The organism is Streptomyces sp. WAC07094 (assembly GCF_036320405.1).
Classification (GTDB): Bacteria; Actinomycetota; Actinomycetes; order Streptomycetales; family Streptomycetaceae; genus Streptomyces; species Streptomyces lannensis.
On sequence record NZ_JAVMJZ010000001.1, the window covers coordinates 71836 to 91356 of the forward strand.

The 19521-nt window shown below is 68.6% G+C and carries 18 protein-coding genes; 9 read left to right on the forward strand and 9 right to left on the reverse strand.

Annotated features, from left to right (window positions below; genetic code table 11):
• Positions 1-35 precede the first annotated feature (35 nt).
• Positions 36-944, reverse strand: coding sequence for an NAD(P)-dependent oxidoreductase (locus RCR19_RS00350; protein WP_331263145.1), 909 nt, complete (start codon positions 942-944; stop codon positions 36-38).
• 88 nt (positions 945-1032) lie between these two features.
• Positions 1033-2415: an NADP-dependent succinic semialdehyde dehydrogenase gene (locus RCR19_RS00355; RefSeq protein WP_331263146.1), complete on the reverse strand. Its 1383-nt coding sequence runs from the start codon at positions 2413-2415 to the stop codon at positions 1033-1035.
• A gap of 589 nt (positions 2416-3004) precedes the next feature.
• Between RCR19_RS00355 and RCR19_RS00360 the strand changes: the two genes are divergently transcribed.
• Together RCR19_RS00360 and RCR19_RS00365 are read left to right on the forward strand one after the other, a co-directional pair.
• Entirely contained in the window at positions 3005-3889 is an 885-nt protein-coding gene (locus RCR19_RS00360; RefSeq protein ID WP_331263147.1) for a helix-turn-helix transcriptional regulator, read from the forward strand.
• Between the two features lie 24 nt (positions 3890-3913).
• Positions 3914-4669: an SDR family NAD(P)-dependent oxidoreductase gene (locus RCR19_RS00365; protein WP_331263148.1), complete on the forward strand. Its 756-nt coding sequence runs from the start codon at positions 3914-3916 to the stop codon at positions 4667-4669.
• Between the two features lie 163 nt (positions 4670-4832).
• Here RCR19_RS00365 and pntB read toward each other — a convergent pair whose 3' ends face one another.
• Positions 4833-6308: a Re/Si-specific NAD(P)(+) transhydrogenase subunit beta gene (gene pntB / locus RCR19_RS00370; protein WP_331263149.1), complete on the reverse strand. Its 1476-nt coding sequence runs from the start codon at positions 6306-6308 to the stop codon at positions 4833-4835.
• Positions 6309-6314: 6 nt separating this feature from the next.
• The gene (locus tag RCR19_RS00375) at positions 6315-7859 is read right to left on the reverse strand and encodes a Re/Si-specific NAD(P)(+) transhydrogenase subunit alpha (RefSeq protein WP_331263150.1); all 1545 of its coding nucleotides are present in this window, start codon (positions 7857-7859) and stop codon (positions 6315-6317) included.
• On the opposite strand from RCR19_RS00375, the gene RCR19_RS00380 reads away from it, so the two are divergent.
• The 3 genes from RCR19_RS00380 (at position 7786) to RCR19_RS00390 (ending at position 9521) form a co-directional block, all read left to right on the forward strand.
• Positions 7786-7986 carry a hypothetical protein gene (locus RCR19_RS00380; protein ID WP_331269671.1) on the forward strand — a complete coding sequence of 67 codons (201 nt, stop codon included), beginning with the start codon at positions 7786-7788 and terminating at the stop codon, positions 7984-7986. The two genes, RCR19_RS00375 and RCR19_RS00380, sit on opposite strands and share 74 nt — an antisense overlap.
• A gap of 110 nt (positions 7987-8096) precedes the next feature.
• The gene (locus RCR19_RS00385) at positions 8097-8984 is read left to right on the forward strand and encodes a helix-turn-helix domain-containing protein (protein WP_331263151.1); all 888 of its coding nucleotides are present in this window, start codon (positions 8097-8099) and stop codon (positions 8982-8984) included.
• 60 nt (positions 8985-9044) lie between these two features.
• The gene (locus tag RCR19_RS00390) at positions 9045-9521 is read left to right on the forward strand and encodes an SRPBCC family protein (protein WP_331263152.1); all 477 of its coding nucleotides are present in this window, start codon (positions 9045-9047) and stop codon (positions 9519-9521) included.
• Between the two features lie 140 nt (positions 9522-9661).
• Here RCR19_RS00390 and RCR19_RS00395 read toward each other — a convergent pair whose 3' ends face one another.
• The gene (locus tag RCR19_RS00395) at positions 9662-10627 is read right to left on the reverse strand and encodes an AraC family transcriptional regulator (protein WP_331263153.1); all 966 of its coding nucleotides are present in this window, start codon (positions 10625-10627) and stop codon (positions 9662-9664) included.
• 99 nt (positions 10628-10726) lie between these two features.
• Between RCR19_RS00395 and RCR19_RS00400 the strand changes: the two genes are divergently transcribed.
• From RCR19_RS00400 to RCR19_RS00415, 4 genes are all read left to right on the forward strand, one after another.
• Entirely contained in the window at positions 10727-11446 is a 720-nt protein-coding gene (locus tag RCR19_RS00400; RefSeq protein WP_331263154.1) for an SDR family oxidoreductase, read from the forward strand.
• Positions 11447-11614: 168 nt separating this feature from the next.
• Entirely contained in the window at positions 11615-12124 is a 510-nt protein-coding gene (locus RCR19_RS00405) for a DinB family protein (protein WP_331263155.1), read from the forward strand.
• Between the two features lie 116 nt (positions 12125-12240).
• Positions 12241-13134, forward strand: a complete 894-nt coding sequence (locus RCR19_RS00410; protein WP_331263156.1) for a MarR family winged helix-turn-helix transcriptional regulator — start codon at positions 12241-12243, stop codon at positions 13132-13134.
• Between the two features lie 421 nt (positions 13135-13555).
• Positions 13556-14605, forward strand: a complete 1050-nt coding sequence (locus RCR19_RS00415; protein WP_331263157.1) for a hypothetical protein — start codon at positions 13556-13558, stop codon at positions 14603-14605.
• 161 nt (positions 14606-14766) lie between these two features.
• On the opposite strand, the gene RCR19_RS00420 is transcribed toward RCR19_RS00415, so the two are convergent.
• From RCR19_RS00420 to RCR19_RS00435, 4 genes are all read right to left on the reverse strand, one after another.
• Positions 14767-16461, reverse strand: coding sequence for a SpoIIE family protein phosphatase (locus tag RCR19_RS00420; protein ID WP_331263158.1), 1695 nt, complete (start codon positions 16459-16461; stop codon positions 14767-14769).
• Between the two features lie 626 nt (positions 16462-17087).
• Entirely contained in the window at positions 17088-17876 is a 789-nt protein-coding gene (locus RCR19_RS00425) for a DUF427 domain-containing protein (RefSeq protein ID WP_331263159.1), read from the reverse strand.
• A 91-nt stretch (positions 17877-17967) separates the two neighbouring features.
• The gene (locus RCR19_RS00430; RefSeq protein ID WP_331263160.1) at positions 17968-18417 is read right to left on the reverse strand and encodes a cupin domain-containing protein; all 450 of its coding nucleotides are present in this window, start codon (positions 18415-18417) and stop codon (positions 17968-17970) included.
• Between the two features lie 198 nt (positions 18418-18615).
• On the reverse strand, positions 18616-19467 hold the full coding sequence (locus tag RCR19_RS00435) for an RNA polymerase sigma-70 factor (protein ID WP_331269304.1): 852 nt from the start codon (positions 19465-19467) through the stop codon (positions 18616-18618).
• Positions 19468-19521: the final 54 nt, after the last annotated feature.

A 19521-nucleotide genomic window follows, 5' to 3' on the forward strand; every position in this document is an offset into this window, starting at 1 on the left:
CGTTCCTCCCTCGCCTCGCTCGAAGGACGGTCCGGTCAGGTCGCAACCTGGCGGGACACACGGTAGGTCGCGGCAACGTCCGCGCGACCGAGTCCGTCGTCGGCCGCACGGTCGAGGCGTTCACGCACGACTTCCGCGATGCCCAGGTGCAGACCGGCGGCGCGCGCGGTGTCAGTGATCAAGCCGGCGTCCTTCTCCGCCGCTTCGAGAGGGAAGGACGGGGTGTCGAGGTCGTCGTCGAGCATCCTCGGGCCCTTGCTCTGAACGTAGGGGCTGTCGAGACCGCTGCCGTCGATGACGTCGATGACCAGGTGGGGGTCGACCCCCAGGGTGCCGGCCAGGGTGAGGGACTCGGCGATCCCCTCCACGGTGGTCAGGACCCAGGCGTTGTAGGCGAGTTTGAGGCTGCTCGGCTGACCGACCTCGTCGAGCCATACGGTGCGTGAACCCACCGCCTCCAGCACCGGTCGCACCCGTTCCCGTGCGTCCTGCTGGGGAGAGGCGGCCAGGACGGTCAGGGTGCCGGCCGCGGCCGGTTCCTTGGTGCCGAGGAGGGGAGCCTCGACGTACGGGACGTTCAGGCGGGTCGCCTGCTCCGCCAGACGGCGGCCCCCGTCCGGGGACACCGTGCATGTCTGCACCCACACCGGGTGGCCGCCCAGGCCGTCGCGGGCCTGGTCCATCACTTCGGCGACCACTCTCTCGTTCGCGAGCGCAGTCAGTACGACGTCGGCGCCGCGACAAGCCTCGGCCGGCGTGTCGCACACCGTGGCGCCGGCGCCGGCCAGCGGTTCGGCGCGGGCACGATTGCGGTTCCAGGCGCGCACCCCGAGCCCCGCCGCCGCGATGTTGCGTGCCATGGCCTCTCCCATGGTGCCCGTGCCGAGCACCGCGACCATGGGCCGCTTCCGTCCTGACGACGTCTTCCGGTGCTTTCCGCTCATCGTCGCGTCTCCATGCGCTCGGCGGGCCTGCGTGCCGCGATGTCCGGCACGCAGGCCATTGGTGTCGAATGCCTTCCGGCTGACGGGTTCAGGTGTCCTGGCCGATCCAGACGGTCTTGGCGTTCATGAACTCCCGCATGCCGAGGTCGGACAGCTCGCGTCCGTATCCGCTGCGTTTGACGCCGCCGAAGGGGATCTCGGGGAAGCTGGTCGTGTTGCCGTTGATGAAGGCCATGCCGGACTGCACGTCGCGGACGAACATCTCCCGCTCGGCCTCGTCCTCGCTCCAGAGATTCGAGCCGAGACCGTAGGGATGTCCGTTGGCCTCCCGCAGGGCCTCCTCGAGAGAGTCGACGGTCCAGACCTGCGCCACGGGTCCGAAGACCTCCTCGTGGTACATGTTCATCTCCGGCGTGATGCCGGTCAGCACGGTGGGCGGGTAGAACCAGCCCGGCCCGTCCGGGCGTTCACCGCCCAACAGGACCCTCGCGCCTTTCGCCACGGCGTCCTCCACGTAGGCCTCGACGTCCCGGCGGCCGGACTCCGTGGCCAGTGGTCCCACATCGGTGTCCTCGTCCATCGGGTCGCCCACCACCAACGCACCCATCTTCGCCACGAACATCTCGATGAACGCGTCACTGATGTCCCGGTGCACGAAGAACCGTTTGCCGTTGATGCAGGACTGGCCGTTGTTCAGACACCGCGCCGTGACCGCGACATCGGTGGCCCGATCCAGATCCGTGGACGGCATGACGATGAAGGGGTCGGAACCGCCGAGTTCGAGCACCACCTTCTTGATCTCGTCGCCGGCGATGGTCGCCACCGACCGCCCCGCCGGCTCACTGCCGGTCAGCGTCGCGGCCGCCACCCGCGGGTCGCGCAACACCTGCTCCACCCTGCGCGCGGAGATCAGCAGGGTCTGGAACACATCGTCCGGGAAGCCCGCCTCACGGAACAGCTCCTCCAGGTAGAGGGCGCACTGCGGCACGTTCGAGGCGTGCTTGAGCAGTCCCACGTTCCCCGCCGTCAACGCGGGCGCGGCGAAGCGCATGGCCTGCCACAGGGGAAGGTTCCACGGCATCACCGCTAGCACCACACCGATCGGCTGATACGTGACGAACGTCTGCTTCGCGCCCACCCGGCCTGCGTCAGCCTCCAGGTCCCGCAGATACGCGGGGCCCTCGGCGGCGTAGAAACGCAGCCCATGCACGCACTTGACCACTTCCTGCTCCGCCGCGCGGAACGTCTTGCCCATCTCCGAGGTGATCATCCGGCCGACGCTCTCGATCTCCTTCTCAAGGCGGTCGGCCGCGTGATGGAGCCACTCCGCCCGCTCCTCCACGCTCGTCAGACGGTACGAGGCGGCCGCAGCCGCCGCCCTGGCGAGCTTGTCCTCCAGCTCCTCAGGAGTCAGCTCGTCGAAGCTCCGGAGGACCTCACCTGTCACGGGACTCGTCGTTGCGATAGCCATCAATCCACCGTATGACCACCCGATAAAACCGGCAATTCACCCATTTGCGCCAATGTCCGAGATCCGCGAGGCGGGCTGCAGGACACTACGACGATGCCCAGCTCACCGGAACGTGAGGGCGCCACTCGCATGCATCACGCTGATCGGGTGCACGGTGTGGGCGCGCCCGGGCACCGTCGGCGACGGCCTCGCTGAGTGGCACATCCTGCCCTCGCCGACAATCTCGACCACGGCCTCGACGGCCTCACCGACGGGCGCGTACGGGCCGAAACGATGGGCAGTGCGGGACGACGTGATCGGTGCCCGGTCGCTTCAAGGAGCGCCCCATATGCTCGCGCTTGTACTCGAGGCGGCAGTCCATGACCGGGGCCGGGGGCCGCGGGCCGGCACCGTCGGCTGGGCGACAGGCCGACGAGCCGCTCGGTCTGCACCGAATTCACCGGCGCCCTTCGTGCGACCACCGCCTCGGTGCAGCGTCGTGGCCGCCACCGATTCGCATGATCCCATGACGTGGCACAGGAACCGCAGGCTCCAAGGGGGGACTCTCAGGGCCTCGGGGCCTTTGTACTGTGCGGCATACGCTGCCGTTATGAGCGATTCGCACGACGATAACCGGCTGGGCAAGTACCTGCGCGCGCGTCGCGAGCTGGTGACCCCGGAGCAGGCGGGGATCCCCGCCGGCGCCAACCGGCGCGTGCCCGGCCTGCGCCGCGAGGAAGTGGCGATGTTGGCGGGGATCAGCGCCGACTACTACCTTCGGCTCGAGCGCGGACGCGACAAGAATCCCTCCACTCAGGTGCTCGAGGCGATCGGCCGAGTACTGGGGCTCGACGAGGTGGAGCAGAGCTATCTGCTGGGCATGATCGCGCCGCGTGTGCGGACCCGCAGGCGTCACCGACCGGAGCGCGTCCCGGCTCGCCTGCATCAGCTTCTCGCGACGATCGGACTGCCGGCCTTCGTCGAGGGCCGCGCTTTCGACGTCCTCGCCTCCAACGACCTGGCAGTCGCGTTCTCGCCTCGTCTCCGGCCGGGCGAGAACCGGCTGCGCTCACTCATGCTCGACCCCGAGGAACAGGCGTTTCACCGAGACTGGACGACCGCGGCGGCAGGCTTCATCTCCGCTTTCCGCCGACAAATAGGCGAAGACGTCGATGATCCCCGCTTCATCGAATTGGTCGGAGAGCTCGCTCTCTCAAGCGAGCGGTTCCGCGCACTGTGGGCGCGTCATGACGTGCGAGAGCTGGAGGGCGGCACTGCCCTCGTCAACCATCCGGTCGTCGGCGAGATGGATCTCCACCGCGACAAGTTCCCGGTGGAGAACGTGATCCTGGTCGTCTACTACGCCGATCACGGCAGCGACAGCGAGCAGAAGCTGCGGCTGCTCGCCTCGTATGGGGCCGACGGCAGAGGGGGTCCTGCCACTCCCCGTCCCAGCGGGGCTCTCCCCCGGTCCGGCGAGGCCTCGCAGGATTGAGAGGTCCACTCGGAAAGGGATCTCATGAACATCACCTCACGCACCGTTCTCGTCGTCGGCGGCACTTCGGGCATCGGCCGTGAACTCGCCCGGCGTTTCGCCGCCGCGGGGAGCACCGTCATCGTCGGTGGCCGCAATCCGGAAGCCCTCGCCCAGCTCGCTGCCGAAGGATTCGGCACCACCGAGCTCGACGTCACCGACGACGGCTCCGTCAGCCGGGCGCGAGACGCTGTGCTTGCCAGGCACCCCGACCTCGACACCGTCGTGGCCATGTCGGGTGTCATGCTCTTGGAGGATCTGCGCGACCCGGCACACTTCGACGCCGCGCAGGCAACCATCAACACCAACCTCATCGGCACCATCCGGGTGGTGGATGCCTTCACCCCGCATCTGATCGCACATGGCACCGGCACGATCGTCACCGTCACCTCGGGCATCGCCTTCCTGCCGTTCCCCCCGATGCCGACCTACGCCGCCTCGAAGGCCGGTGTACACGCCTACTCGGAGGCGCTGCGCGCACAGCTGGACGGCACAGGCGTCGAGGTCGTCGAACTCGTGCCGCCGGCGGTGGCCACAGCCGGACAGGATCAGGTGAATCCGCACGCGCTGCCGCTCGACGCCTTCGCCACCGAGGTCATGCAGCTTCTGGCTCAGGACCCCACGCCGAACGAACTACTCGTCGAGCGGGTGAAGATGCACCGCTGGGCGGAGCGCGACGGCAGCTACGCCGAGCTGGTCGCACAGCGCTCCCAGGCACTCGCGATGCTGCCCGGGCGCTGAGACCACCACCTGGAGCACGCCGCGCACGCCCACGGCGGACAGTGGCTTCGGGGGTTGCCGAGCCCTGGCCGGAAGCCGGCCCTCGGTGTGCGCAGGGGGCTCCCGGCCGAACGCGGTGGGGCGGGGAGGCCGTCGCCCCCCGCCCCACCGCGACCGCCGCTTCTCACACGGGGGTGGGCTGCCCGGCCGCCTCCCGGCCCTCGCTCGACGCGGCTGGACCCGGGTCCGTCGCGCTCAGCGAGCGCAGTATGCGCTCCACGCTCTCCTTGGCGTCGCCGAAGAGCATGCGGCTGTTCTCGCGGAAGAACAGCGGGTTCTGTACGCCCGCGTAGCCCGAGGACATGGACCGCTTGAACACGATGACGTTCTCGGCCTCCCACACCCGCAGCACAGGCATCCCCGCGATGGGGCTGGACGGATCCTCCTCCGCCGCCGGGTTGACGGTGTCGTTGGCGCCGATGACCAGCACCACCGTGGTACCGCCGAAGTCGTCGTTGATCTCATCCATCTCCAGCACGACGTCGTACGGCACTCTGGCCTCGGCCAGCAGCACGTTCATGTGCCCCGGGAGCCGCCCGGCCACCGGGTGGACGCCGAACCGTACCTGCACTCCGCGCCGGCGCAGCGCCTGCGTCAGCTCCGCCACCGGGTGCTGGGCCTGGGCCACCGCCATGCCGTAGCCGGGTGTGATGATCACGGAGGTGGCGTTCTCCAGCAGCTCCGCGGTCTCCTCGGCGGTGGTCTCGCGGTGCTCGCCCTGTTCGGTCTCGCCGCCCGACGGCGCCTCGACACCGAAACCACCGGCGATCACCGAGATGAACGAACGATTCATCGCCTTGCACATGATGTACGAAAGATAGGCGCCGGAGGAACCGACGAGCGCACCGGTGACGATGAGCAGGTTGTTGTTCAGCAGGAAGCCCGCTGCCGCCGCCGCCCAGCCCGAGTAGCTGTTGAGCATCGAGACGACCACCGGCATGTCCCCGCCGCCGATGGAGACCACCAGGTGCCAGCCCAGTGTCAGCGCCAGGGCTGTCACGGCGATCATCAGGCCGAGGCTCGGGGCCACGGTGAACCAGATCGTCAGGCCCACGAAGGCCGTCAGAGCACCCAGGTTGAGCGCGTTCTTGGCCGGCAGCGTCAACGGGCGGGACTTGATCCGCCCCGACAGCTTCAGGAAGGCGACGATGGAACCCGTGAAGGTGACCGCGCCGATGAAGATGCCGATGAACACCTCGGCATGGTGGATGCCCAGCAGGTCCTGGGTCACCGCGGTCTGCGCGGCGCCGTGTGCCTCAACCTCGTAGTAGCTGTTCCAGCCGACGAGGACGGCGGCCAGACCGACCAGGCTGTGCAGTACGGCGATGAGCTCGGGCATCTGCGTCATCTCAACCTTGCGGGCCCGCCACAGGCCCACCGCACCGCCGATGACGGTGGCGACCACGATCAGCAGGACGGCGGTGGCCGACACGTCCTGCGACGCGGCCACCACGGTGGCCACGAGCGCCAGCGCCATGCCGGCCATGCCGTAGGCCACTCCGGCGCGCGAGGTACGGTGCTGGGAGAGTCCGGCCAGGCTGAAGATGAACAGCAGCGCGGCAACGATGTCAGCGGCGTGGGCCGCCGTGGTCGAGTTCATCGATCATCAGCCTTTCGAGAACATGCCGAGCATGCGGCGGGTGACGGCGAATCCACCGAAAATGTTCACGGTGGTGAGCATGATCGCTACGAACGACAGCACGCTGACGGCCGGTCCCGCGTGGCCGATCTGCAGCAGCGCCCCGACCACGACGATCCCCGAGATGGCGTTGGTGACCGACATCAGGGGGGTGTGCAAGGCGTGGTGGACCTTGCCGATCACGTAGTAGCCGATGACCACGGCCAGCGCGAACACCGTGAAGTTGCCGACCAGTTGGGCCGGGGAGAACGCGATGAGGAGGAACATCGCGAGCATGCCGAGGCCGATCAGGCCGTAGCGGACAACCGGCGACAGGCGCGCCTCCTTGATCTGCGGAGTCGCCGCCGGCGGCGCCGGGATCCGCCGGGCCGGCGCCGCCGACACCTCGACGGGCGGCGGGGGCCAGGTCTTCTCTCCGTCACGCACCACCGTCACCGACCGCTGCACGACGTCGTCGAAGTCCAGCGTCAGGCGCCCGTCTTTGCCGGGCGTCAGCAGCCTGAGCAGATTGACCAGGTTGGTCCCGTACAACTGCGAAGCCTGCGCGGGCAGTCGGCCGGCGAGATCGGTGTACCCGATGATCGTCACGTCGTTGTCCGTGACGATGGCCTTCCCGCTGACGGTGCCCTCGACGTTGCCTCCCTGCGCGGCGGCCATGTCGACGATGACGCTGCCGGGCTTCATGGATGCCACGTCAGCCGCGGTGATCAGCCTCGGTGCCGGGCGGCCGGGGATCAGCGCGGTGGTGATGATGATGTCGACGTCTTTGGCCTGCTCGCTGTAGATCTCGGCGGCTCGCCGGTCATAGGCCTCGGAGGTCGCCTTGGCGTAGCCGTCGGAACTCACCTCTTGCTCGACCTCCACGGCGAGGAACTCCCCGCCCATGGAACGGACCTGCTCTGCGACCTCGGCCCGTGGGTCGGTGGCCCGGACCACCGCGCCGAGGCTGCCCGCCGCACCGATCGCGGCCAGGCCCGCCACGCCCGCCCCGGCGACGAGCACCTTGGCCGGCGGCACTTTGCCGGCCGCGGTGACCTGCCCGGTGAAGAAGCGTCCGAAGACGTGGGCCGCCTCGATCACCGCCCGGTATCCGGCGATGTTGGCCATGGAGCTGAGCACGTCCATCGACTGGGCACGGGATATGCGCGGTACGGCGTCCATGGACAGGACCGTGATCGACCGTTCGGCGAGCTCGTCCACGAGGCCGGGGTTGTGGGCGGGAGCGATCAGGCCGATGAGGACCGCTCCGTCGCGCAGCTTCTGGATCTCCTCGTGAGAGGGGGCGTTGACCTTCAGGACCACGTCCGCCTGCCAGGCGTCGCCGACACGCGCGCCCGCCTCGTTGTAGGCGTCGTCGGAGAAGCCCGAGGCCGCTCCGGCGCCCGGCTCCACGACGACCTCATAGCCGAGGGACAGGAGCCTGCGGACACTGTCCGGTGTGGCCGCCACGCGGGTCTCCCCGGCGGTGGACTCGGTGACGACACCGACCTGCTGTGGGGGTGAATCCAACATCACTCTCCTGTTCCACTACGTGTTCCTGGGGCTGAAGGCACACTCCTACCCGACCACCGGCCCGCTCGCCACCCCATTGCTCGGTGAGCGGACGGGGCTGGTGGCTCGTCAGAAGCGCATTCCCTGATTAGGTAACGCAGGACGGAGGCGTCCCGTTGCCACCACTGCCCGGCATGCGGGCTGGTGATGTGCCGCTCCACGCCGTCGACCGGCATCGGACATCGCTAAGCTCCCGGCATGTTCGATTCGCCCGACTTCGATCTGGCGCCCTACGACGATGTCGACACGGCACAGTACGTACGGCGCAGCTACTGCAGTTGGAACGACTCCGACTGGAGCTCGTTGCTTGTGCAGTGCTTCGCGCACGCGCGCCAGGTCGAGTACCTGCACCTGCCCGGCACCTCCGACCTGCATCTCGTGCTCTGCACTGCCGGGCAGGCCGACATGCAGGTCAGCTCCGAAAGGACGTCGTCGAAGAGACGCTGGACGGCCGGTCGGCTGGAACTCATGGTGCCGGGTCGTTCGACAGTGCGCAGCTACGCAGCGACATCCGCCCTGTCCACCGTCCAGGTGCACATCCCGGGCGCTGTCATCGAGCGAACAGCGGCTCAACTGGGTGGGCGACAGCCGGACTTCGAGGCCATATCGGCCGGGCTGGGCATGGGTGACCCGATGCTGGAACACCTCGTACAGTCGCTGCCGGCCCATCGGGAGGCGGGTGACCTCTACGCCGAGTCGGCTGCCGCGTTCCTCGCGGTACACCTGCTGTCTCGGGGGCGGGATCCGCGTGTACCTGGCGGTGAGCACTCCGCTGTCCGCAAAGCCGCAGCCATCATGCAGGACCGTCTGGCCGAGCCGCTCACTCTCGCCGACATCGCGGCCGAGGTGCACTTGAGCGTTTACCACTTCGTACGCGTCTTCCGGAACTCCACCGGCGAGACGCCGCATCGGTATCTCACCCGGCTACGCATCGAGTTGGCACAACGGCTGCTGTCGGAGACCACCCTCACCATCGAGCAGATCGCCGAGCGGTGTGGCTTCGCCGGCCCCGGCCCCTTGTCGTCGGCGTTCCTGCGCCACGTCGGCGTCCGGCCGTCGGTCTACCGCAAGCACCGCAAAATGTGATCGCCATGTGGGCAATCCGGTGCATGTTCGCGCACAACATCGCTCGCCTACGTTCGAGAAATGACGTTCACCTACTCCGTGACGGCGCACTCGCAAGCGAACCCCGATGCCGTTTACTCAGCCCTTGTTCGCGCAGGTACCTGGCCCCTGTGGTCGCCGATCGACGCCGTCGAGGTCACCGCCGGCAGCCCGGACGATGCTCAGCGGCCCGGAGACACCAGAGTCTTTCGAACGGGACGGGCCGTCTCGCACGAGAGGATCCTCGAGCTGGCCAAGGACAAGCGATTCGTCTACGAGAACATAGATGGGCCGTTCCGCTTCTACCGAGGCGCCGTCGAACTCGCGCCGCCGTACGAGGGCGGCACGAACATAGTCTGGTCGGCGGAGTTCGCACCCAAGTTGCCACTGACCGGGCCGCTTTGGCGCTCGTATCTGACTCGCTACATGCAGCGCATGGTGCAGGGACTCGCCAGGTATGCGGAGGACGCAGCAAACCAGGCCTCAGGTTCACCTCGATCCCGGCCTCCGACCGCGTGACGAAGCCGTCGGCGTGGCTCGTCGCTGCTGCCCTCGGCGTCTTTCTGGCTACGGACCTGTAGGGCGCGGATCGAAGGCGCGCCCCGGGGACAGGCACGGCCACCGACCTCACCGACCCCGACACACTCGTGTCGGCGATATCAGTCGGCCGCAGTGGCAACGCCGGTCCGGGTCGGGCCGTCTTCGGAGCGAATGTTCGCCCTGAACCGGCCCGGCGGCTGGGAGCGCGCCCGGCGGAAGGCCCGGCTGAAGGCATAGGCGGAGGAGTAGCCGACCGAGGCTGCGATCGCATCGAGGCTGTCGTCGGTGTCACGTAGACGCCGGGCTGCGAGGTCCATCCGCCAGCGCGTGAGATAGGCGCCCGGTGACTCGCCCGTCGCAGCGGCGAATCGGCGGTCGAGCGTCGCCCGCGAGACGCCGACCTCACGGGCGAGGGCGGCGGTCGTCCATGGTCTTGCGGGCTCCTCGTGAAGTCTGGTCACGGCGGCTCCCACCACGGAGTCGCCCAGGGCCCCGAGCCAGGAGGGTTCCGACGTCCCACCGGAAGCGAGCCAGGCGCGCAGCACCTGTACGAGCAGCACGTCCACCAGCCGGTCGAGAACCACTCCGGTGGCCGCACGCTGGGCGGCGAGTTCGCGGCCGAGCAGGCGCACGGTGTCCTCCGCCAACCCGTCCGGGTCGCAGTCGGCGCGCAGGTGGAGCACCTCCGGCAGCAGGGGAAGCACCTGGGTCGAGACGCTCTGATCATGGTCGTACTCGGCGCACAGGACGCGGGCGCGCACGGGTCCTGTGCCGATCGACACGGTTCCCGAGGCGGTGGCATGCCAGTCGTCGAACATGTGGGGCCCGGTGCGGGCCACTGCTGCCGGGTCACTGCCGAGTGCATGCTCGGCCCCTCCGGGCAGCAGGACGACGTCCCCCGGCATCAGCTGCAAGGGCGCGCCGTCGGGCAGACCCACCCAGACGGTTCCCGCGGTGACCGCGTGCAGCGACGCACGCGGTGTCGCAGATGTCCACCACCAGCCCCAGTCTTCGCCGGCCTCGATCCGTGCACCGACCGCTCCCCGCACATCCGACAGCGCCAACACCTCTGCGAGCAAATCCACGGATGTACCCTACCCGGGACATCGCGGCAAGACAAATAGCCATCGTATTGCGGAAAGCAGCTATCGATTGACTCATCCCGTGCGTCATACGGTGAGCGCATGAAGATCTCAGGAAGCACCGCACTGATCACCGGGGCATCGCGTGGCCTCGGCCGCCATTTCGCCGAGCAGCTCCTCGCACGCGGCGCCAAGGTGTACGCGACCGCACGCGACCCGGAACGCGTGGATGTCGCGGGAGTCGAACGCCTGCGCCTCGACGTCCTCGACCCTGCGTCCGTCACCGCCGCGGCCGAGGCCGCAGCGGACGTGACACTCGTCGTCAACAATGCGGGCGTCAGCCTCTACCAGGACCTCGTCACGGGCGATCTGGACAAGATCCGTCGCGAGCTGGACACCTCCTTCTACGGCACGCTGGCCGTCGTACGCGCCTTCGCTCCGGTACTCGCGGCAAACGGTGGAGGGGCGTTCCTGAACGTGCTGTCGCGGATGTCGTGGCTCTCCTATCAGGGGGCGAACTCCTACGCAGCGGCCAAGGCGGCGGCCTGGAGCCTGACCAATGGTGTCCGCCTGGAGTTGGCCGAGCAGGGCACCCACGTGACCGGCCTGCTGATGAGCGCCACCGACACCGACATGATGAGCGGCTGGGACATCCCGAAGAACGATCCGGCGGATGTCGTGCGCCAAGCCCTGGACGGGATCGAGGCGGGCGCTCTGGAAGTGATCGCTGACGAGGACACCCGCTTGGCGAAGGCCGCGCTCAGCGCCGACCCGGGCGAGACGTACGGTGCGCTCCTCACACAGGCCGGCCACTCACGGTGAACGTGAGCGTGCCCCAGCGCCGATCGTGCGCCGACGGGGACGGTGCCCGGCGGAGAGGGGGCCAGGATGACGTCGGGCCGACCTCCCCCTCGTGTGTGGCCCGGGTATCCAAGAACTCCCTGCGTCATCGTCGAAAATGAGGGATCCTGGACGACCGTGACCGAAAATATGAGCGAACGAATCCCGGACGGCGAGGTGCGGGCGCTTCTCAGGGTCCTGGACGGGCAGCGCCGACACGTTCTGGGCATCCTCGACGGGCTCGACGCGGAGGCTCTGCGGCGGCCCGTGCTTCCCTCCGGATGGCACTGCCTGGGACTGGTCCAGCACCTCGCGCTGGACGTCGAGCGCTTCTGGTTCCGCGCGGTCCTCGCCGGGGACCCGGAGATCATCCACGGCCTGACGAGCGGCGACGAAGCGTGGAACGTGGCGCCGGAAGTACCGGCCGCCGACGTGCTCAACGCATACCGGCAGGAGGCGGAACTCTGCGACGCCGTCATCACCGCCACCCCTGCTGATGCCGCCCTGGCCTGGTGGCCGCATGACCTCTTCGGTGAGCCGCATCTTCACAACCTGCGCGACGTCCTGCTGCACGTCATCACCGAGACCGCGTGCCACGCCGGCCACCTCGACGCGGCCCGAGAGCTCATCGACGGACGGCGCTGGCTGGTCCTCACCTGAGCGGTCGCTCCCGCGGGGCACGGGGAACGCGCCCGCCCGGCTGCTGTGGTTCACGAGGTTGCTGACGCCGGAGGGAGGGCTTGCCCGCTTCGTGATTGTCTGACTAGGGTCAGAGAATGGAAGCTGAGCAGATCGAGTCGGTCCGACGGTTCAACCGGGTCATCACGCAACGGGTCGGCGCGCTCGAGGACGCGTACCTTTCACGCGAGCACTCGCTCGGCCTCTCGAGGCTTCTGTGGGAGATCGGACCCGAGGGCGCAGAGGTACGCGTCCTGCGCTCCCGGTTGAGCCTCGACTCGGGATATCTCAGTCGCCAGCTGCGGCGACTGGAGTCAGAGGGGCTCGTGACCACCGATCCCGATGAGAACGACGGGCGAGTGCGGACGGTGCGGCTCACCCACGCCGGTGCCTCCGAGCGTGCGCTGCTGGATCGTTCTTCCGATGAGCTGGCGGCATCGATGCTTGAGCCGCTCACGGCGTCGCAGCGCGAACGTCTGGTCGCCGCCATGGCCGAAGTCGAGAGGCTCGTCATCGCGTCGCTCGTGCGTATCGAGATCACCGACCCTAGGGAGCCGGACGCCCGATTCTGCCTGCGGTCCTACTTCGCTGAGCTGGGACGCCGGTTCGACGGCGGCTTCGATCCAGCGCAGAGCATCCCGGCCGGCGACCAGGAGATGAGCCTGCCGGACGGGTTGCTGCTGGTTGCGACGGTTCAGGGATCGCCGGTCGGGTGCGGAGCCCTCAAGCTCCACCCGGACACCGGAATCGCCGAGGTCAAACGCATGTGGGTCTCCTCTGGCGTCCGCGGGCTCGGGCTGGGCCGGCGGCTGCTGGAGTGCCTTGCGGAAGAAGCCTCAACACGGGGGATGTCGACGCTGCGGCTGGAGACGAACCAGACGCTCACCGAGGCACGGCGCCTCTACGAGACAGCTGGATTCGCCGAAGTCGAGGCCTTCAACGACGAGCCCTACGCCCACCATTGGTTCCAACGGGACCTCAAATCCCTCTGAGCGCAGAGGCCGATACCCCTCAACGCACCAGTACCGGTCGAGGGCCGCCGCCGACTCGTCGAGCGATGGCGGACTCGTCCGGTCTCGCACGTCGCGGCAGGTATGGACAGCTCCCGGGCGTGTGCCTCCACGTTAGTCAACCGTTCGATGATGCGGGGGGGGGTGAACAGGCCGACCACCGGCGTGGGAGCCAACGGCGCATCGCCCCGCACGGTGAAGCGGTCCTGATGGAGCCAGAACGGTGAACGGACGGAGGCGGCAAGGGGGCCGGTGTCCCACGGGCGTCACAGAAGGGCAACCACCCCATCCACAGGGCCTTGAAGGGCTGGTGGGGGGCCGCATCATGGTGCCTGGAAGGAACGACCAAGGGGGGTACGGAGCAATGGAATTCACGGTCGAGCGAACCTTGAGAAGACGCGGGATGCGGTGGACGGGTTGGGGGCTCGTCGTGCTGGCGGGTTCGCTCGTATGGCTGATCGGCTCTTTCGGAAACGCCGTCCCCGGCGCGGCGTTCGTGGGGATCCTGTCCGCGCTGGCGGTCTGGCACGGGTGGAATGACCTGCGCAAGGCGCGACGCCCGTTCCGGCTGCAGATCGACGGCCGCGGAATCACACTGCACGACGCCGTCCTGTCCTGGGAGCAGATCGATGCCGTCGCCCTGTGGCACGATCGCGCGGCGGACAGCGACACCACACCGCCCGATCCGCGGCTGATGCTCTGGACGGCGCCGGGCGTGACGCTGCCACGCAAACAGGACCGCACCTGGGACGCCCGGAATCGCTACACGCTGGTGAACTGTTCGGACCTCGACCAGAGTGTCTCGCAGCTCACCACTGCGCTCGCCAAGCACGGCGGCGCCCGTTTCGAGACGGCGCCGCGCGCAGTACGGCCGCCGATCCCGGTGACCGTCGCCGGACCCGAACTGAGTGTTCCCGGCGGGGAGCGGACCTTCACGGCAGATCAGGGCGCCGGCCGGAAGGCTGTCATCTGGACGATGCTGGCGCTGCTCTGCAGCGCGGTGTTCGTGTCGCTCAACCTGTACCTGATCTACCACCCCGACAAGGCCGACTACGATTCCGGAGCCGGAATCCCCGTCACAGTGGCGGCCCTCGCCGCGCTCGTCTTCTGGATTCAGGTGCGCTCCTCCTACGTCCGCTGGCGCAAGCCGTTGCGGCTGCGGATCGGGGGTGCAGGCATCGGCATGCGCGAGGTGGCCGGTGAGGAGAGGTACTTCCAGTGGGCGCAGATAGCCACCGTCTCGGTCGGACCGCAGCCGTACAGCTCCGACTCCCATCCCTGTCTCACCGTGTGGCCGCTGCCGGGCACGCACGCACACGACCATCCCAGCCATCTGTCCGACGGCCATCGGGCCTACGTCCTGCCTGGACTGGACCGGTTGCCGGGGGGCGTGGCGGCGGTCGTGCCGGTGCTGCGCGCATACGCGGGCGAGCGGTACGCCGAAACGGCGTGACCGTAGGCGGCTTGGCCGCGCCGGACATCCGGCCGCCAAGTCATGGGCACGCCCTTCCCCTTCAACGGCGCTGCACATCTCCGTCGTGACGGTGGTCGTGGTTGGGCGTCGGTGGTCGAGTCAGGTCGGAATCGGCGCTCCCCGGGTCATGGCCGCGTACCTCACACACACGAACTGGGCACCCGCACCGCCAGAAGGGCCACGTCGTCGTCGTTGTCGGGTGGGCGTGCCCGTGCCAGCAACTGGTCCGTGAAGGCCTCCAGAGGGCGGTGGGCCAAGGCCGCAGCGTGCCTGCGCAGACGGTTCAGGCCCTCGTCCAGGGAGTGCCCGGGAGACTCGATCAGGCCGTCGGTATACAGGAGCAAAGTCGCGCCGGGCGGCAACTGCGCCGTGGCATCCGGACGGACCTGGTCGGGCGCGACGCCCAGCAGTATTCCGTGGCCCTCGGTCAGGTACTGGGCCAGGCCCTCGCGGCTGACCAACAACGGTGGTGGATGGCCCGCGTTGGTCCAGGACAGCTCGCACTGGCCGGCCTCGTTCACCGCCATGCGGGCGAAGATCAATGTCGCCATGGAGACCTCCGCCACGTGCAGGATCGCGTGGTCGAGCCATTCCACGATCTTGCTCGGCGGCTCCTGTTGGGACAAGGCGTACGCACGAAGCATGTTGCGTAGCTGGGCCATGCCCGCTGCCGCGTCCAGGTCGTGTCCGACGACGTCGCCGATGGCGAGCGCTGTGGTGCCGTCCGTCAAGGTGAACGCGTCGTACCAATCGCCTCCGACCTGCGAGGCGTCCGGCGCGGGCAGATAGCGGACGGTCATGCCGAGACCGGAGACACGCGGGAGATGCGGAAGGAGATGGCGCTGCATGGTCTCGGCGACCTTGCGTTGCCGCTGATAGAGGCGGGCGTTCTCCAGGGACAGACCGGCCCGGCGGGCGATGTCTTCGACCAGGGCGACATCGGTCGAGGTGTACCGCTCAGGCTGATCGGCACGGCCGAGGGTGATGGCACCGAGTACGTCCACGTCACGCAGGCTGTGGATGGGGACGACGACGGCCGAGTGCATGCCGGTCTCCTCGAACAGGCGCCGCTGCTCGACCGCGATGCCGGTATCGGACCGCCCCTGATAGGTCTCGGGTCCGATGCGGCTCGACGCGACGCCGCGCAGGGCTCGAGACAGGGGCATCGAGGACTCCAGGGGCACGGGCGGCATCGGCCCTTGGAGGTCCTCCCGGAACACCACGGTTCCGCCCTCGGCATGGGCGACGGCGAAGCGGAGCACCTCGTCCTCCTCGCTGATCAGGTCGATGACGGCCCAGTCGGCGAGGCGCGGCAGGAGAAGGCCGATCAGGCGGTGCAACGCCTCGTTGATGTCCAGAGTGGAGGTGAGCAGGGTGGTCGTCTCGGCGAGCAGCGCGAGCCGTTGCAGTTCGGAGAGCCGCCCGCCGCACAGTAGCTGTTCCCGGGGCCGTTCGGCCAAGCCCGCGGAGTGGAAGAGGACGAGGGTGATCGCCGGCCGCACATCGATGTCACAGGGGGTGGCCAGCCATGCCACCGGCAGCAGTGTGCCGTCGCCGCGCTCAAACCACTCATCGGCACCCTGCTCCGTGCGCCCGGCGAGGATGCACTCCCGGAGCCGGCACTGCGCCCTCGGCACGGACTCCCCACGGCTGTTGCGGTGCAACAGATCATGGGCGTCCTGACCGAGCAGACTCGACGCCGAGCGCGCCAGAAGCTGTTCGCCGCGCCTGTTGACTCCCACGATGCAGCCCCGCGGGTCCGTCAGGAAGGCACCCGTGCCCAGGGCGTCGAGGGCCCTGGCAACCGCCTCCCGAGAACCGTCTTGGCCCGGCATGGCCGCCTCCCCTCACCGGAGAAACGCCTCGTCCGCCCTCTTTTCAGGTTCCCCATCGGGAGCATGTGATGCCCTCATGAGGGAGGCGCAATGCCCCTCGCAGCCGCTCCGCCTCGAATCGGGTGGCCGGAGGCGGTACAACGCCCGCACTCCCGTCGCCTGCGTCCGGCGCCCCGCGCGGCAGCCGCAAGGCCCACTCCTTCTCGCTCCTTTGCGCAACCAATGGCCGACGCACGGTGTCGACGGGACGGCTTGCAGGCAGGCCACAAAAGCCCGGACACCACTGGCCGCTGTCTGCACCCACCTCGCTACGTGACGCAACAGTCAGCCCGACACTTTCCAGGGGGCCACCACGGCCGACACCGTGCATGGCCCACGGGGTCATGCACATCATCCTGGTGCGTCCGGATCCACGACGCCCGTCGGCGGCGGCGTCGCAGACCCGGCGGACGAACTCATACTGTCGACGCCCGTAGCCGATCCGGACGACCGGATGCGTTCGCTCTCCCTGGTCGCGGCCAACTGCGCCCCTGACCGATTCTCAATGGCCCTGGCCGACGGTGCTCCGCCTTTGCCGGGCGTTGCACCGTCGACCCGTTCACTCCCGAACGACTCGACATTCAGTCCTACGTGGCAGGACCCCGGGTGGGGTCCGTGGTCCTCGGCAGCAGAACGCCGTCGACGTACAGATCGACGTGCTCGTTGTAGAACGCCGCCAAGCCCGCGATGCGGTTGGCGTGAACGGTCGGGAAGTCGTAGGCCCAGACGATGTCCTCGTGGGAAGCGGTGTCGCTGTCGAACGACCAGTAGCCGCTCGTTGTCCCCTTGTACGGGCATCGCGTCACCGTGTCCGAGCGCCGCAGTTTCGTCCAGTCGACGTGCATGCGCTCGACGTAGTAGCGGGTCGGCAGGCCGGTCTCGAACAGCTTCACGCAGTTGGGCGCCTCCGCCAGCACGACCCCGTCCAGCTCCACCCGTACGCTGCTGGCCGATCGCAGCGCGTCCACCCGGGAGTAGGGGCTTCTGGGGTGCACAAAGACCGGCTCGTCCTCCTCGAACCACGAGTCGAGCGCGTCCCAATCGAAGCGCACGGTGTTGAGCAGACGCTCCGGGCTGCCCTCTTCCCACACCCACGCCGCACCCTCGCGAAGCTCCGAGCCGACCCGCAGCGTGTGCCGGCGAGCGGGGCCCGCGCCATGGTGCTCGGTGTGATCGTCGTCGATCAGCACACCTTCGACCAGATCCTCCACCGGAATGCTGAACTGGGGGTACGCGCGCCACTCCCACACATAGAGCGCACGCCGCGTGTCGAAGACCACGCGGCCTCCGATCAGTCCTCTGATCCTGCGCGGTACGGGCTCGACGTGCCCGACCGGGACGATCAGGCTCGGGTGCAGAACACTTTCGTTTGCCATGGTGACCTCGATTCGCTCGTTGCTCGACCTCCAGCGCCTGCCGCCCGCCGGTCGTCTCCGTGACCGGCGGGCGGGAGGGACGGAGGACAGATCAGGGCCGCGGAGCGCGCAGGTGGGCGCGTTGCTCGAGTTCCTCTTCGTCCACAAGCTCGAGCATGGGCTTGCCCGGCGCGCACATCATGGTGACCACGAAAGAGGTCCTGGCGTCGGTGAGGGCGTTGCCGTCCTGGTAGTGGATGACGTCGCCGCCCGGCTCCCAGAACGTGCCGCCGGCCTCGACGATGCGCTCGGGCTCGCCCTCGAGTTCGAAGCGGACCGCGCCCTCGACGACGTAGCCGAACGCCGGACCCGAGTGGCGGTGCGGCGGAGTGCCGGGATCGCCGGGCTCCCACTCCACGCGGATGGTCATCGCCGAGGCACCCTCGGGGACGGTGATCGGCGCGGCGTCCTGAAGCAGCTTCGCCGCCCTGGTCCAGCTCGGGCCGTCCTCAGCGCCGCCGTCATGGCCGTGACCGTGGTCGTGTTGCGCATTGTTCGACATGGTGTCGCACCTCCATAGGTCCTCGACGTCATGGGGCCCGGCCCACCAGCGGACGCAACCGTCCTCCTGGCAGTCGGCCACCGGACACCTCATAGGGAATGACCGACGACGCGGTGGATCCGTGACAGGCCCGTGCAGAGGGGCCTCGCTGGTCTTGGGTCGTATGGGCAGACCGGTGACCTCGCGATGCGGCAGGAGTCAGACCAGGGCCGAAAAGCGGTCGAGTTTCGACGGGTTGAGCACCCACAGCAGCCGCGCGATGCCATCCGTGCCCGCATCGACGCTCAGCAGGGCGATGACGTGTTCGCCGCGGGTGATCAGCGCACACGTACGGCCGTTGGCCTCCACCCAGCGAGTGCGAGTACCGGGCCAAAAACGCGGTTGGAAAGCCACGATGTACCGTGCGACACGGCTCCTTCCGAACACCGGGATGCGCGACGCGCCTCGCACGCCGCCGCCGTCCGAGTAACTGGCCGCATCCGACGCGAGCAAGGCCTCGAGCGCCGCGAGATCGCCAGTCTGCGCAGCCGTGACGAAGTTGTCCAGCAGCCTGCGGTGTTCGGCTGCGTCGACGTGGCTGCGCCGCTCACCGGCGATGTACGTGCGGGCCCGTCGGGCCAGTTGGCGGGCGTTAGCCTCGCTGGAACCGATGACGGCGGCGATCTCCCGGTACGAGTAGTCGAAGGCTTCTCGTAGTACGTAGGCCGCCCGCTCCGTCGGCTTCAGCCTTTCGAGGAGCAGCAGGACCGCGAAGTCCAGTGCCTCGCCCCGCTCCGCACCGATGGCCGGATCGGCACCGGTGTCGACCGGTTCGGGGAGCCATGGTCCCACGTACGTCTCGCGGCGCATCCGCGCGGACATCGCGACATTCATGGCCAGCCGTGTCGTCACAGTCGACAGGAAGGCGGTGGCATCGATGACGGCCGAACGGTCCGTGGTCTGCCACCGCACCCATGCGTCCTGAACCACGTCCTCGGCCTCCGCGGCACTGCCGAGCATCCGGTAGGCGATGCCGAACAGCCTGGGACGGACGCCGTCGAACACCTCCACGGCGTCCCCGAGGTCGTCCGCCTCCGGCCGCTCTGCCCGCAAGGTACACGTCCT

Bases quoted from the DNA above. Each gene is read 5' to 3' on its own strand.
- RCR19_RS00385 (WP_331263151.1), top strand. From the start codon at position 8,097: ATGTTCGATTCGCCCGACTTCGATCTGGCGCCCTACGACGATGTCGAC.
- RCR19_RS00350 (WP_331263145.1), bottom strand. From the start codon at position 944: ATGAGCGGAAAGCACCGGAAGACGTCGTCAGGACGGAAGCGGCCCATG.
- RCR19_RS00410 (WP_331263156.1), top strand. From the start codon at position 12,241: ATGGAAGCTGAGCAGATCGAGTCGGTCCGACGGTTCAACCGGGTCATC.
- RCR19_RS00425 (WP_331263159.1), bottom strand. From the start codon at position 17,876: ATGGCAAACGAAAGTGTTCTGCACCCGAGCCTGATCGTCCCGGTCGGG.
- RCR19_RS00420 (WP_331263158.1), bottom strand. From the start codon at position 16,461: ATGCCGGGCCAAGACGGTTCTCGGGAGGCGGTTGCCAGGGCCCTCGAC.
- RCR19_RS00400 (WP_331263154.1), top strand. From the start codon at position 10,727: ATGAAGATCTCAGGAAGCACCGCACTGATCACCGGGGCATCGCGTGGC.
- RCR19_RS00375 (WP_331263150.1), bottom strand. From the start codon at position 7,859: ATGTTGGATTCACCCCCACAGCAGGTCGGTGTCGTCACCGAGTCCACC.
- RCR19_RS00355 (WP_331263146.1), bottom strand. From the start codon at position 2,415: ATGGCTATCGCAACGACGAGTCCCGTGACAGGTGAGGTCCTCCGGAGC.
- RCR19_RS00365 (WP_331263148.1), top strand. From the start codon at position 3,914: ATGAACATCACCTCACGCACCGTTCTCGTCGTCGGCGGCACTTCGGGC.
- RCR19_RS00360 (WP_331263147.1), top strand. From the start codon at position 3,005: ATGAGCGATTCGCACGACGATAACCGGCTGGGCAAGTACCTGCGCGCG.
- RCR19_RS00430 (WP_331263160.1), bottom strand. From the start codon at position 18,417: ATGTCGAACAATGCGCAACACGACCACGGTCACGGCCATGACGGCGGC.
- RCR19_RS00405 (WP_331263155.1), top strand. From the start codon at position 11,615: ATGAGCGAACGAATCCCGGACGGCGAGGTGCGGGCGCTTCTCAGGGTC.
- pntB (WP_331263149.1), bottom strand. From the start codon at position 6,308: ATGAACTCGACCACGGCGGCCCACGCCGCTGACATCGTTGCCGCGCTG.
- RCR19_RS00415 (WP_331263157.1), top strand. From the start codon at position 13,556: ATGCGGTGGACGGGTTGGGGGCTCGTCGTGCTGGCGGGTTCGCTCGTA.
- RCR19_RS00390 (WP_331263152.1), top strand. From the start codon at position 9,045: ATGACGTTCACCTACTCCGTGACGGCGCACTCGCAAGCGAACCCCGAT.